Origin of the sequence: Pseudomonas sp. F9001 (assembly GCF_013385435.1) — a bacterium.
GTDB lineage: Bacteria > Pseudomonadota > Gammaproteobacteria > Pseudomonadales > Pseudomonadaceae > Aquipseudomonas.
The window spans coordinates 105,561-118,793 of record NZ_JACAPX010000012.1 but is presented as its reverse complement, the minus strand read 5'-3'; the positions used below and the strand labels follow the sequence as shown (position 1 = coordinate 118,793).

12 protein-coding genes are annotated in these 13,233 nt (G+C 60.4%); 7 read left to right on the top strand and 5 right to left on the bottom strand.

Annotation, left to right across the window (positions count from 1 at the left end; all coding sequences use genetic code 11):
* Positions 1-53 precede the first annotated feature (53 nt).
* A complete protein-coding gene (hisD, locus tag HX818_RS12065) occupies positions 54-1,337 on the bottom strand; it encodes a histidinol dehydrogenase (RefSeq protein WP_008431521.1) in 1,284 nt (427 codons plus the stop codon).
* A 288-nt stretch (positions 1,338-1,625) separates the two neighbouring features.
* On the opposite strand from hisD, the gene HX818_RS12060 reads away from it, so the two are divergent.
* Genes HX818_RS12060 through HX818_RS12050 form a run of 3 tightly spaced genes read left to right on the top strand, consistent with a single transcriptional unit; the run spans position 1,626 to position 5,757 of the window.
* Complete coding sequence (locus HX818_RS12060) at positions 1,626-2,345, top strand: ThuA domain-containing protein (protein WP_032898774.1); 720 nt, start codon at positions 1,626-1,628, stop codon at positions 2,343-2,345.
* Positions 2,342-4,129 (top strand): thiamine pyrophosphate-binding protein, encoded by a 1,788-nt coding sequence (locus HX818_RS12055; protein ID WP_177020169.1) that lies wholly within the window; start codon positions 2,342-2,344, stop codon positions 4,127-4,129. Before HX818_RS12060 ends, HX818_RS12055 begins: the two co-directional genes overlap by 4 nt.
* Before the next feature lie 17 nt (positions 4,130-4,146).
* Complete coding sequence (locus tag HX818_RS12050; protein WP_102369430.1) at positions 4,147-5,757, top strand: GMC oxidoreductase; 1,611 nt, start codon at positions 4,147-4,149, stop codon at positions 5,755-5,757.
* Positions 5,758-5,865: 108 nt separating this feature from the next.
* On the opposite strand, the gene HX818_RS12045 is transcribed toward HX818_RS12050, so the two are convergent.
* Positions 5,866-6,963, bottom strand: a complete 1,098-nt coding sequence (locus tag HX818_RS12045; RefSeq protein ID WP_008431528.1) for a LacI family DNA-binding transcriptional regulator — start codon at positions 6,961-6,963, stop codon at positions 5,866-5,868.
* A gap of 55 nt (positions 6,964-7,018) precedes the next feature.
* Entirely contained in the window at positions 7,019-8,146 is a 1,128-nt protein-coding gene (locus HX818_RS12040) for an MFS transporter (protein ID WP_177020209.1), read from the bottom strand.
* 243 nt (positions 8,147-8,389) lie between these two features.
* Here HX818_RS12040 and HX818_RS12035 point away from each other — a divergent pair, with 243 nt between their 5' ends.
* Positions 8,390-9,652, top strand: a complete 1,263-nt coding sequence (locus tag HX818_RS12035) for an MFS transporter (RefSeq protein WP_102604557.1) — start codon at positions 8,390-8,392, stop codon at positions 9,650-9,652.
* Between the two features lie 15 nt (positions 9,653-9,667).
* On the opposite strand, the gene HX818_RS12030 is transcribed toward HX818_RS12035, so the two are convergent.
* Positions 9,668-10,417, bottom strand: coding sequence for a hypothetical protein (locus HX818_RS12030; protein WP_003219654.1), 750 nt, complete (start codon positions 10,415-10,417; stop codon positions 9,668-9,670).
* Between the two features lie 145 nt (positions 10,418-10,562).
* Positions 10,563-10,760 carry a hypothetical protein gene (locus tag HX818_RS12025; RefSeq protein WP_023658951.1) on the bottom strand — a complete coding sequence of 66 codons (198 nt, stop codon included), beginning with the start codon at positions 10,758-10,760 and terminating at the stop codon, positions 10,563-10,565.
* A 598-nt stretch (positions 10,761-11,358) separates the two neighbouring features.
* Between HX818_RS12025 and HX818_RS12020 the strand changes: the two genes are divergently transcribed.
* The 3 genes from HX818_RS12020 to HX818_RS12010 all read left to right on the top strand — a co-directional run bounded on the left by HX818_RS12020 (position 11,359) and on the right by HX818_RS12010 (position 13,014).
* Entirely contained in the window at positions 11,359-11,661 is a 303-nt protein-coding gene (locus HX818_RS12020) for a helix-turn-helix transcriptional regulator (RefSeq protein WP_003219649.1), read from the top strand.
* 62 nt (positions 11,662-11,723) lie between these two features.
* Positions 11,724-12,716 (top strand): zinc-dependent alcohol dehydrogenase family protein, encoded by a 993-nt coding sequence (locus HX818_RS12015; RefSeq protein WP_177020168.1) that lies wholly within the window; start codon positions 11,724-11,726, stop codon positions 12,714-12,716.
* Positions 12,717-12,756: 40 nt separating this feature from the next.
* Positions 12,757-13,014 (top strand): hypothetical protein, encoded by a 258-nt coding sequence (locus tag HX818_RS12010; protein ID WP_177020167.1) that lies wholly within the window; start codon positions 12,757-12,759, stop codon positions 13,012-13,014.
* Positions 13,015-13,233 lie beyond the last annotated feature (219 nt).

Here is a 13,233-nt window from a genome sequence, read left to right as displayed (position 1 = left end):
GCTGTAAGAGCGGAACCAATAGAGGCCGTTACCCAAACAACGGATATGTACCCTCAACCGTGCTTCTTGTAACGACGAATCCGAATATCCGCCTGCTCCTTGTGCCCCGCAAACCCTTCCATCCCGCAAAGCCGCGAGCAGTATTCCCCTACCAACACCGAAGCCTCATCCGTCAGCACCCGCTGATACGTGCACGTCTTGATGAACTTGCCGACCCACAGCCCGCCGGTGTACCGCGCAGTCCCGGTGGTAGGCAATGTGTGGTTGGTCCCAATCACCTTGTCGCCATAGGAAACGTTGGTGCGCTCACCAAGGAACAACGCGCCGTAATTGGTCATGTGCTCCAGGAAATACAACGGATCGCGGGTCATCACCTGCACGTGCTCGGAGGCGATGCGATCGGCTTCCTGCACCAGCTCGTCGACGCTGTCGCACAGGATGATTTCGCCATAGTCGCGCCAGGCGACAGAAGCAACCGGTGCGGTGGACAGGATCGCCAACTGCCGCTCGATCTCCGCCGGCAGGGTTTGCGCCAACTCCGCACTGTTCGTCAAAAACACCGCAGGCGAATTAACCCCATGCTCCGCCTGCCCCAACAAATCGGCAGCGATGATTTCAACATCGCTGCTGTCATCAGCAATCACCAGTGTCTCTGTAGGCCCGGCAATCAAGTCGATACCAATCTTGCCGAACAACTGACGCTTGGCCTCGGCCACATACGCATTACCCGGCCCAACGATCATATCCACCGGCTTGAACGTATCGGTGCCCAACGCAAACGCAGCAATCGCCTGCACCCCGCCCACGCAATAGATCTCATCGGCACCCGCCAAATACATCGCCGTCACAATGGCCGGATGAGGCTTGCCATCAAACGGCGGCGCGGCCGCAACAACGCGCTTCACCCCGGCCACCTTGGCCGTCAGCACGCTCATATGCGCCGACGCCAGCAACGGGTACTTGCCGCCCGGAATGTAGCAAGCCACCGAGTTCACCGGAATATTGCGATGCCCAAGGATCACGCCAGGCAAGGTCTCGACTTCCACATCGTGCATCGAGGCTTTTTGCACCTCGGCGAAGCGCCGGACCTGGGCCTGGGCAAAGGTGATATCGCCGATTTCCTGCTCGGACAGGCTCGCCACGCAGGCGGCAATTTCTTCGTCGCTCAGCCGGAAAGATACAGGTGACCACTGATCAAACTGCTTCGAATATTCACGTACGGCCGCATCGCCGTTACGGGCGACGTTGGCGATGATGCGCTCAACGGTATCGCGGACTTGGGCGGCAATCTCGGCTTGGGCTTCGACCGGTTTAGGCGTTTTCAGGTAACGAATCATCAGTGGCTCCAGGTGGTTCTTGAGGGCACGCGACATGCCCCCGGCATTGGCAACCATCTTTTCCTACCCCCCTGCCCCGGGCAATTTCGCAGCCTCCCTATTGGTGACGCAACCTGACGCAACACAGACGCAGTGTTGAAGCACTGCGGCGAGCTGCTGACGTTATTCGTATAACCCCCGATGAAAAACATGTAAGCCCCATTGACTTAGGGATTCGGAGTGATAGGTTAAATAAGCGGTTATACGTATAACCTAACAATCACACCCAACGTAAAGAGGTGATCAACCGTGAGTCGAGTCTTGTATCTATTCGGTGGCTGGCCCGGCCATTTCCCCTACGAAATTGCGGCATGGGCGCGCACCGTTTTCCAGGAACTGGATTTCGAGGTCGAAGAGTCCACCGACATCTTCACACTGGACAGGGACTTGACCGGTTATGACCTGATCGTGATCGGCTGGAACAACGCCGTCACTACCGAGACGCTCACCGCGTCCCAGGAAAACCGCCTGCTGGAAGCGATCGAAAGCGGCACCGGCCTGGTGGGTTGGCACGGCGCAGGCGCGGCGTTTCGCGCCAGCCTCAAATATCACTGGGTGCTCGGCGGCTCATTCCTCGAACACCCGATGGGCGAAGGCTTTCCCCACCCGTACCAGGTCAACGTCATCGACCACAGCCACGAGGTGACCCAGGGCGTCGAGGATTTCGAGGTACGGTCCGAGCAGTACTACATGCAGGTCGATCCGAACATTCATGTGCTGGCTGAAACCACCTTCGACGGCAACCCCTTCCCCTGGCTAAACGGCCATCGCAGCCCGGTGGCGTGGGTGCGCCAGTGGGGCCAGGGGCGGGTGTTCTATCACTCCATCGGGCACGACACCAGCAACCTCGCCGACCCGAATATCCGCCGCCTGACCAAGCAAGGCCTGAACTGGGCGACACGCGGGCGTGCAGCCAGTACCGCCGAGGCAACCCCCTCCGTTTCATCAACCCAAGGAGTCCTGTCATGACTAAATTGACCGGCAGCCAGATCGTGGCTCAAACCCTGAAAAACTATGGCGTCGAATACGTCGCCGGTATTCCCGGCCACGGTATCTGGACCCTGACCGACGCCTTCCTCGAAGAAGACTCCAAGCTCAAGTTCATCCAGGTGTTCCATGAGCAGAGCGCGGTGCATCTCGCCGACGGTTACTACCGGGTGAGCGGCAAGCCGATGGCGGCAGTGACGTCCATCGGTGCCGGCGCCGCCAACACGGTGATCGGCATGGCCACCGCGTTTACCGACTCCACCAGCCTGATGCTGATCACCGGCGGGCCACCCACTCACATGCGTGGCCATGGCTTGCTGCAGGAGCTGGAGCGCTACACCGACAACGACTTCCCGAAAATCGCCGAGGCCGTGACCAAGCGTCATTGGGTGGCGACCCGTGTTGAAGAGTTGCCGTTCATGATGCACCGCGCCTGGAGCGCAATGGTCACCGGACGCCCCGGGCCGGTGCACCTGGAAATCCCGATGGATGTGCAGGCCGAGGCCGCTGAAGTGACCCTGCATGCCCTCGAAGAGCGCACCCCGATCGGCAAATGCTTCCCGGACCCGGCAGCCACCGCACGCGCAGTGGAAGAGCTGAAACTGAGCAAGCGCCCGGTGCTGGTGATCGGCGGCGGCGTGATTACCGGCGAAGCCAGCGCGGAATTGTTCGCCCTGGCCGAAGCCTGGAAGATCCCGGTGGTCACCACCTGGAACGGCAAGAGCGGCTTCCCGGAAGATCACCCGTTGTTCGCCGGCAGTGTCGGCCAGACCGGCACCCTGTGCGGCAATAAAGTCGCGTCCACCGCAGACGTGATCGTCGCCGTGGGCTGCCGTTTCACCGACTGGTCGTCGTCCAGCTACGCCAAGGGCATGACCTTCGCGATCCCGCCGTCGAAGCTGATCCACATCGACATCGACCCGCATGAAATCGGCAAGAACTACCCGGTGACCGTGGGCATTTGTGCCGACGCCAAATACGCCCTCGCCGCCATTGTCGAAAGCCTGAAAGGCGAGACGGTTGAGCGCGAAGAGTACCTGAGCGACCTGCGCGGTTATCAGGAAGAATGGGAAACCAAACTGGCGGGCCGTCGTGACTCCGATCGCTTTCCGTTCACCTCGCAACGCCCCCTCGGCGCGCTGCGCAAAGTGTTCCCGCGGGACACCATCGTGGTGGTTGGCTCGGGCAACACCCAGGGCGCGGTCAAGCAGACTTTCCCGGTCTATACGCCACGTACCCACCTGACCTCCGGCGGCTTCTCGTCCATGGGCTGGGCCGTACCTGCGGCCATCGGTGCGAAGTTGGCGGCGCCTGACCAGCCGGTGGTGTGCATCCTCGGGGATGGCGATTTCCTGATGACCTCCCAGGAAATTGCGATCTGCGTGACCAACAATATCCCTGTGGTGTTCCTGATCCAGAACAACGCCGGCTACATGTCGATTCGCGGTGGCCAGCGCAAGCAGACCAGCCGCCATATCGGCACAGAGTTCAACCACCCGGACGGCACGCCCTACAGCCCGGACTTCAAGGCGGTGGGCGAAGCCTTCGGCCTCAAATCCTACCGTGTGGAGCGCCCGGAAGACCTTGAGCCTATCCTGCAGGAAGCGCTGGATTTGAATGTGCCGGTGCTGATCGAAGTACCCACCGACCGCGATGCGGCTGGCCCTTGGGTGCCCGGCTGGTGGGACTTCCCGATTCCGGAATACATCACCGACGAACGCCAGGATGAGTACTGGCAAATCCGTAATTCCGAACAACACCTGTAAATGCCGGAGCGGCTCACATGAGTGATGCATTGATTTCGCATCATGCAGAGCTGAATCCACAACCGGGGGCGCCGCGCGAACCGCGCGCCCTCGACGTGGTGACACCTGATGCAGATGGCACGATCAACTGTGACGTGGTGATTATCGGCTCGGGCATGGGCGGTTCGACCTTCGCCCATGCCCTGCGTGACAGCGGGCTGGATATTGTGATCGTCGAACGAGGGGATTTCCTGCCCCGGGAAATCCAGAACTGGAGCGCTGAAGCGGTGTTCGGCCAAGGACGCTATCGCAATGCCGAACCGTGGCTGGACCAGGCCAACCAAGCATTTTCGCCGGGGGTGTTTTATTACGTCGGCGGCAACACCAAATTCTACGGCGCCATGCTGCCACGGTTTCGCGAGGCGGACTTTGGCGAGATCCAGCATGCCGAGGGCGTGTCGCCTGCGTGGCCCGTCAGCTACGCCGAGTTTGAACCCTGGTACGCCGAAGCGGAAAAGCTCTACCGCGTGCATGGCCAGGCCGGCATTGACCCAAGCGAACCCTGGCGTTCAGGACCCTTCCCGCAACCGGCACTCAAGCACGACCCGGCCCTGGTTGCGCTGGAGCAAAGCATGCAGCGTGCCGGACTCAAGCCGTTCGTGATGCCGGCGGCGGTGGACTATGGCGATGGCGGCGATTGCGTATTGTGCTCAACCTGCGATGGCTATCCGTGCCTGGTGGAGGCCAAGGCCGACGCCGAAGTTTCTGCGCTCAGGCCCGCCCTGCGCAGTGGCAGCATTCGGCTGATGACTCGCACCACGATCCGGCAGCTGAACACCGATAACGATGGCAAAACCGTGACTCAAGCGCGGGGTCTGTTCGATGGACGCGAGGTGACACTGCGTGCCAAACGCTTCGTGCTGGCATGCGGCGCAGTCAACAGCGCGGCATTGCTGTTCAAGTCTGCGAACGCTCAACATCCTCATGGCCTGGGCAATAGCTCCGGGCAGTTGGGGCGTAACTACATGGTGCACAACAGCACCTTCATGCTGGCGGTGGACCCGCGACGCAAGAACAACGTGACCTTCCAGAAAACCCTGGCCATCAACGACTGGTACAGCGCCAGCCCGCACAACGCATTCCCCTTGGGTAACGTGCAGATGCTGGGGAAAATCCGCGAGCCGATGATCAGTGCCATGCGGCCCTGGCTGCCGAAATTCGCTTCACGCTATATCACTGACCACAGCGTAGACCTGTACCTGACCTCGGAAGATCTGCCGACCCAGGACAACCGCGTCACCTACGACACGCAGCGCGGTGCGATCAAGGTTCACTGGACGCCGAACAACCTCAAGGCCCATGAAGGACTGGTGAGCAAGGCCACCCAAACCATGCGTGATGCAGGGTATCCGCTGATCCTCAAGGCGCGCATGGGCATCGCGACGAACTCCCACCAGTGCGGCACTGCCGTGATGGGCAAGGACCCAACTACCAGCGTGCTGGACCTGAACTGCAAGCTGCATGACCTGGAGAATGTATGGGTGGTGGACAGCTCGTTCTTCCCGTCGTCGGCGGCGGTTAATCCGGCACTGACCATCGCGGCGAATGCCCTCAGAGTAGCGGCACACTTCAAGGGGCAGCCCGGGTAAAGGTGGGAGCTGGCTTGCCTGCGATGCAGTCGACTCGGTCTGTCAGTGGTATTGAGTCGATGCCATCGCAGGCAAGCCAGCTCCTACAGCGATCCCTTACCAACGGGATCAGGCGTCTGCCTGCTGGATACTGCGGGTCGAGGTACGCACCACCAGCTTGGTGGCGAAAATCTTCTGCTCGGGCGCCAGCGGCGCATCAGCCGGGGCATTCAATTGCTCGGTCAGCATGCGTGCGGCGTACACGCCCTTCTCCACCATGGGTTGGGCAATGGTGGTCAAACCGAGTTGCACCGCCTCGGGAATATCGTCGAAGCCGATCACCGAAAGCGTCTGCGGCACTTGGCGACTGAGGGCGTGGGCGGTTTTCATGCAGGCAATCGCCATCACATCCGAGCACGCCACCACTGCCGTGACGTCGTTGGAGGTCAGCAATGTGAACGCTGCGGCCTGGCCGGACGTGGAATCCAGCCCACCGGCCTCGATCACGCTCAGGTCTTCAAACGCCAGGCCCGCGGCGGTGGCCGCCTCCACGTAACCGGTGAGGCGTTCGCGGACAATCCGCTCACTGGCACTTTTGAAGCGTTGCAGGTCAATCGGGCCGCGGTAACCATCCGGGTTGAGGCGGTCAATGATGACGCCGATCTTGCGGTGGCCCAGGTCCAGCAGATGCTGCATTTGCGTGCGAGCCGCACCGCGATCGTCGATGCCGACAAAAAACGAATTCTCGACCAGCGGCGAGTCGATCACCACGAACGGAATACTGTGCTTCACCACCGCCAGCACCGCCGGGTGATCATCGGGCAGGGTCGAGATAATCAGGCCATCCACCAGCCCGCGCAGGGCCAGGCTGCCGTGGCTCGCCGCCGGGCCCCGGCCCACCAGGCGGTTGTTGTTGAGCGGAAACAGTGTCAGTGCGACATTTTCCAACTCGCCCACTTCACTGATGCCGCGCAGCATGGCGATGGTGCACGGGTCGGCAAAGGCCAGGGACAACTTGTCCATCATCATCAACCCGATGGCGCCGATCTTGCCCGAGCGCAGGCTGCGGCCCAGCACATTGGGGCCCGGGTAGCCCAATGAAGCGGCCACCTCGAGGATATGCTCGCGCTGGGCCGGGGACAGTTTGGAAGGTCGGTTGTAGGCGTAAGACACCGCAGGCTGGGACACCCCTGCCGCCAGTGCTACGTCTTTCATTGAAACGGCCATCGCTTGCTTCCCAATCCTTTTGAAACCTCATGCGAGGTCATGAAAAAACAGGCGCTCAGTGTACCCGTTGAGGGGAAACCTTCGGAACCAGTCGTGTGGCACTGAACATGATTGCGACCATCAGCGAGGCAACCGCCAGCAGCGCCCAGGATAGATTCGTCGCGTGGGCGAACAAGCCGATCACCGCAGGGCCCATCAGGATACCCAGATAACCGAGGCTGGTGGCAGCGGCAATCGCCAGTTCCCCCGGCATGGTCTTTTGCGCGCCCGCCAGCGACAGGTACACCGGCGCGATGTTGGCCAAACCGATGCCGATGACCGCAAACCCCACCAGGTTCACCTGCCAGTTCGTCGCGAGCACCACCGTGAGAAAGCCCAGGATTACAATCAGGCCACCGCCCACCAGTACTAGCCGGGCGCCGAGCCTGAGCAGAATCCGGTCGCCACTCAAGCGCCCCAACGCCATCATCACGGCGAAGCAGGCGTAGCCCAGGCCTGCAATGGAAGGCTCGACATCACGCACCTGGGTCAGGAACACCGCGCTCCAGTCGAGAATCGCACCTTCGGCCAGGAACGCGAACAGGCACAGCATCCCCAGCACCAGGACTTTACGCGTGGGCCGCACAAAGATCGGGCTGCCCTCTTCGCCGCTGCGCCCGAGCATCTGGCGCCCGTAACTCAGGACAAACGCAGCCAGTGCCGCCATCACCGCGCTGCTGGCCAGCAACGGCGTGGCGCCCAGCCAGAGCAGCGCGGTGATCCCCGCCGCACTGACAATCGTGCCCAGGCTGAACAAGCCATGAAAACCCGACATCAAGGACCGCCCGGTCGCACGCTCAACCATCACGCCCTGTACGTTCATCGTCACATCCACTGCGCCGCACCCTGCACCGAACACGGTCAGGGCAAACATCAAGCCCAAGAATGAATGTGTGGTCGCCAGCAGAGGCAGCGTCAGAAACACCAGGGCGATGCCGATGTGCATGGTAAAGCGGCAACCTTTGCGGGCGTTCAGGATGCCCGCCAGCGGCATCATCACCAGTGAGCCGAGGCCCAGGCACAGCAACAGGATGCCCAATGCGCCGTCGTCCACCCCGGCCCGGCTGCGCGCATAGGGAACCAGCGGCGCCCAGGCGCCCATGCACAGGCCGGACAGCAGAAACGTCAAGCGGTAGGCCGACATATGCGGCGTGGAGCACGGCAATAACAACTCTTGAGACGACACGGAAACCCCAATACCTGAACAGTTGGAGTTATACGTATAACTTAAAACTCAAGCGCCAGCCACTGCCTTGTTACTGTTACATATTCTGGATTGATAAAGCATTGACAGCCCACAGGGTGCAGGTTTTACTTCCGCAAGGTTATTCGTATAACCCAAAATTGCATAACCACCCCACAAAAATAAAAGGGACCATGCAGCGTGATAAGCACTTTCCAGAAAACCCCGATCCCCCCGCGTATTCGCAAGGCACGTATCGCCACCTTTCTCGGCTTCATGATGATCGGCGCCATGATGTACATCTGGTCCACCGGTGTAAGCGTGTTCAGGACCCAGCTTGGCCTGACGGGAGAACTCGGGGACTCGAGTTTCGGCCTGATTGCCCTCGGGGTCGGGGTCGGCTCCGCAGCCGGTGCGCTGCTGGTCGGGCGGCTGCTGGACACCTTCGGCGCCAAGCCGGTAATTACCCTTGGCGCCCTCGCCTATCCGCTTTCGATTATCCCGCTGGGCTTCGTCAACGGTTTCTGGTTTGCGCTGTGTTTCGGCTCTGTGCTGGGGCTGTTGCGCGGCGCCCTGGATACCGCCTTGAATGCCCACGGCGTGCAGGTTGAACGGTTTTATCGACGTTCGATCATGTCCGGCTTCCATGCCTTCTATTCCCTGGGCGGCTTCCTGCTGGGCATGGCATGCAGTTGGCTGACCCGGTTCTACACCGACAGCGTGCTGGTGCCTTACACCGTACTGGGCCTGGCGATGTTCATTCTGGGCTGTGTGTTCAGCCGATGGTTGCTGGGCAAGCATGATGTGCCCGACGCCCAGCTCGACGACTGGCAAGCCGGCACCCAGTCCCGGGACGAAACCGGCAAGGGCCCTTCGGCCAAGACGCTGCTGGTGATGATCGCTCTCGGCACCTTGCTGCTGGGCAGCATGATGGGCGAAAACGCAATTGCCGACTGGGGCCAGGAATACATTCGCCGGGAGTTCGCGACCACCACCTCGACCGCAGGCATGGCGGTCTCACTGTTCGTCGGTGCGTCATTCGTGGGGCGCCTTTTTGGCGACCGCCTGGCCGCTGCGTTCGGTAATGCGCAGGTGGTGTTTGGATGCGGTACGTTGTGCGTCCTCGGCATGATCACCACGATATTGGGCGGTACGGCCGTGACCGGCGTTGTCGGCTTCGCGCTGTTTGGCCTCGGCCTTTCGTGCATCGCACCGTTGATGATCTCCGCCGCCGGGCGCCGGGACCCGGCACATGCCGGGCGCAATATCGGCATCGTCAACTGCATCGGATTTTCCGGGATGCTGGTGGGCCCCGCCGTCATCACCGTCATCGTCAGCAACTTCGGCCTGAGCAAGCTGATGTTCTTCCCGCTGGTGATGCTCGGTTTGCTCGCGACGTTCGGCCCACTGCTGATGCGCGCGCCGAAGAAAACCGTTGCCCGCGGCAAAGCGCAAACCGAGGTGTGAGGGAGGCCCGCATCGTCACTGCACCGGCAGGAAATTCATCAGCAGCAAGCTTTGCGCGTAGTTGAGCCCGATGCGCCGGTAGCGTTCGTCGAGCATCTGGGTCAACAGGTCGAGGCGCGCGACGATCTTGCCGAACTCCACGGCAAAGCTGAGGTTGCTGCCCGCCTCCGAGATCTCGTTGGAGAACAGCAACAGCGAGCCATTGGCATCCTGGCGCTGACTGAGCAGCCAGGTGGCTTTCTCGATATTGCGCGCGGCATTGCTGACGAACTGGGGGTTGATCGAGTCCGTTATATAAAACTCGGTGCGCCCGCCGTGTGCCGTCACCAGCATGCTGCCGATCGCGTAGATGAAGGCGCCTACCCGGTCGCCGCGAAACTCCGGGCTCAGGGAATAGCTCAGCGCCGCCAGGTCGCGACGATCGCCCAGGGCAGGCAGCGGTTGGCGAAGTTCGATGGCCTGGCGGATTTGCCGGGCGGCGGTCACCGCGTCGGTGTAACCCGATTGACGCCACTGGTTGGGGTTGCGCAGGTAGAGCTTGCTCATCAGCAGATACAGGCTTTGCAGGTTGTCGCGCATGCTCAGGGTGGCCATGCGATCAACGCTGGTCTGGAAGAACTCGTCGGGCTTGCCGTTGCTGAACTGCGTGGCAATATCGCGCCCCTGCTGCTGGCTGCAACCGTTGGCGCAAAGCATCAAAACCGCAGCCAGCAACAGCGGCTGACGCATCCATCGGGTGATAAAAACAGGTAACGTGCGATCCATCGGCACCAGGTCTGGGTCTGCTGTCCACGCCGGAAATTAGTGTGGTCGGGACAGAGATAGATCGGAAGAACGGGAAAAAGTGCGGGGCGGCCGGAATATTGACTGCAAAGAAGCCCGACACTGTGGTCGGGCTTCTTCGGGTGCGTCAGTTGTCGGGGTGTTCACTCGCGACAGAATCAGCCGCATCCACATCCGACATATCCTCTTCCAGAGGGGCATCATCGTCCGGTGGTAGAGGCGCTTCAGGTTGATCGCGCCGAGGATCATGCCCGGTTTCATTGTCTGTACCGCGCGTTACGCCTTGCTGGGATACATTCCCAGGGGCCTTCTCGTTAATTTCCATGCTGGCTCTCCGTTCTAGCGCGGGATGTCCGTGCTTGAACATGAGAAACGATGCGGTGTCGCGAGTGCCGGCCGATGGACGAACGGTGGGGATCAATTTCATAACGGCCCTAACGCTCCGAGAGACTCTATCCACCGCAGGATCGCGGGTTTCTCTGCTGGTTTTTCGCCAATGCAACACACCTCGGGGTCGGTGAGAGAACACCAGACAGACACCGGGTCTCCCACTCGCAAACCATTCGAGGCTTTACGAAGCGTCGTCGTTGACCAAGCGTCAACCGTCTCGTTGAGAGACTTGTGAAAGTGCTGCCCATTGACGCTATAGCTGAAGCTCATGAACTGGCGTCCGGCCCACGATGCCTCACGCCCGACGAAGGTTACGTAGCCAGGCACCACTTGCCCCGCGTCCATGGCACTCATGAGTTCTCTCCTGAAAACAGCCCGGAAACACGTTTGTTTTTTGTGCTTTTACACTGTTATAGCTCAGAGGCCCGCAGCGCGACAGGTCCTTGGTCGCCGCCTCCGGTGAGGCCTGAAACTGACTACCCGTTATGTCTGACATACATTGACATATCGATAATTCTCGATATGATCGCGCCATGGACTTACTCGAAATATTCAAAGCCCTCTCAAACCAGACACGCCTCGAAATCCTGAAAGGTTTGAAGGACCCCGAGAAGAACTTCCCTGCACAAGATGAAGGGGACGTTCACACGGTGGGCGTGTGCGTCAGCAGTATTCAGGAAGGCATCGGGCTCTCGCAGTCGACGGTGTCCGGTTACCTGGCAACGCTGCAACGGGTGGGCCTGGTCGAAGTCAGGCGCATCGGCCAGTGGACTTACTACAAGCGCAATGAAGCCACCATCCGCAGGCTTGCCGAGATAATAGGGAAAGATTTGTAGTTTTTTTACCACGGAATATCGAGATTTCGCGATATCCCTTTTTGTCGAAACGAGGAAATGCAATGAAGGCGTTGATACTCAAGTCATTTGGCGGCCCGGAATCATTCGAACTTCGCGACGTTCCCAAGCCCGTTCCGCACACGGGGCATGTCCTGGTCCGCGTACACGCAACCTCCATCAACCCGCTGGATTACCAGGTCCGACGTGGCGACTACGCTGACCTGGTGCCGCTACCGGCGATTACCGGGCATGACGTATCGGGGGTCGTTGAGGAAGTCGGGCCGGGGGTTACGTCCTTCGCGCCAGGCGACGAAGTCTGGTACACCCCGCAAATATTTGACGGACCCGGCAGCTATGCCGAATACCACGTGGCGGCCGAAGGCATTATCGGGAAGAAGCCCCCTGCCCTGAGTCACCTTGAAGCGGCAAGCCTGAGCCTGGTCGGCGGCACCGCCTGGGAAGCGCTGGTGGTGCGTGCAGCCCTCAGGGTGGGAGAAAGCATCCTGGTGCACGGCGGCGCGGGCGGCGTCGGCCATGTGGCGATCCAACTGGCGAAAGCCATTGGCGCCCAGGTGTTCACCACCGTACGCGACGTCAATGTCGAGTTCGCGCGAAGCCTGGGTGCGGACGTAATCATCGACTACGAAAAGGAAGATTACGTCGACGCCATCCTGCGGGAAACGGGTGGCCGTGGCGTTGATGTGGTGTTCGATACCATCGGCGGCACCACATTGTCCCGTAGCCCGGACGCGCTTGCGCAACTGGGTCGCGTGGTCACGATTGTGGACACGGCGCACCCCCAGAACCTCGTCCAGGCCTGGGGCAGGAACGCGAGTTATCACTTCGTTTTCACACGACAGAACCGCGGCAAGCTGGATGAAATGAGCGCACTGATAGCAAACGGTCAACTGCGGCCATACGTCGGCGCGGTCTATTCCCTTGCCGACATCCCGCTCGCCCATTCCCGCCTGGAAAGCCCCAACAACGGCATTCAAGGGAAAATCGCGATTGCCGTGTCCGCCGGCTTACAGGAGGATTGGCGCAACGGTGCTTGAGCTGATCGCACTGAACCACTTTTTTGGAGAGCACGGGTAAATGGCAGAACTGATGGAAAGGCTCGACGGCCCAAGGACCGCACAGCAGGAACTGTTCTACGACCTCGAAGATGCGACGGCCGTTATCGCCTGGTCGGTCAATCAATTGGCCACTATCGCCGGGGTCGCCAAATCACCCAACGAAGCAGTCGCCCTGATGAAGATGGGTGCACTGCTCGCGGCTCAGCAGGAAAAGCTCAGCGGGTACGCGGATGAGGTGAAGGCCGGAAGGATTGTGCGAGGAGAGGATCACTCGTGATAAATACGCTACGCACCCAACAACCTTTCACATCCCTTTCACACTCGAGCGCTTATCGTCACTCCAGCTCCTAAGTGAACACCTTTAAGCCCGCACTCCCCATCGCGGGCTTTTCTTTGCCTGGAATTTGGTAAAAGGGATATCAAAACCTTCATCCAGTTTCATTTGTTGATGGCCTGGGCTGTCGCCTTAATGCTCCCACACGAACTCGTGCACAGG

What these genes read in the sequence shown, in the direction of transcription:
- hisD (WP_008431521.1), bottom strand. Translation starts at nt 1,337, where the DNA reads ATGATTCGTTACCTGAAAACGCCTAAACCGGTCGAAGCCCAAGCCGAG.
- HX818_RS12055 (WP_177020169.1), top strand. Translation starts at nt 2,342, where the DNA reads ATGACTAAATTGACCGGCAGCCAGATCGTGGCTCAAACCCTGAAAAAC.
- HX818_RS12050 (WP_102369430.1), top strand. Translation starts at nt 4,147, where the DNA reads ATGAGTGATGCATTGATTTCGCATCATGCAGAGCTGAATCCACAACCG.
- HX818_RS12045 (WP_008431528.1), bottom strand. Translation starts at nt 6,963, where the DNA reads ATGGCCGTTTCAATGAAAGACGTAGCACTGGCGGCAGGGGTGTCCCAG.
- HX818_RS12040 (WP_177020209.1), bottom strand. Translation starts at nt 8,146, where the DNA reads ATGTCGGCCTACCGCTTGACGTTTCTGCTGTCCGGCCTGTGCATGGGC.
- HX818_RS12030 (WP_003219654.1), bottom strand. Translation starts at nt 10,417, where the DNA reads ATGGATCGCACGTTACCTGTTTTTATCACCCGATGGATGCGTCAGCCG.
- HX818_RS12025 (WP_023658951.1), bottom strand. Translation starts at nt 10,760, where the DNA reads ATGGAAATTAACGAGAAGGCCCCTGGGAATGTATCCCAGCAAGGCGTA.
- HX818_RS12020 (WP_003219649.1), top strand. Translation starts at nt 11,359, where the DNA reads ATGGACTTACTCGAAATATTCAAAGCCCTCTCAAACCAGACACGCCTC.
- HX818_RS12015 (WP_177020168.1), top strand. Translation starts at nt 11,724, where the DNA reads ATGAAGGCGTTGATACTCAAGTCATTTGGCGGCCCGGAATCATTCGAA.
- HX818_RS12010 (WP_177020167.1), top strand. Translation starts at nt 12,757, where the DNA reads ATGGCAGAACTGATGGAAAGGCTCGACGGCCCAAGGACCGCACAGCAG.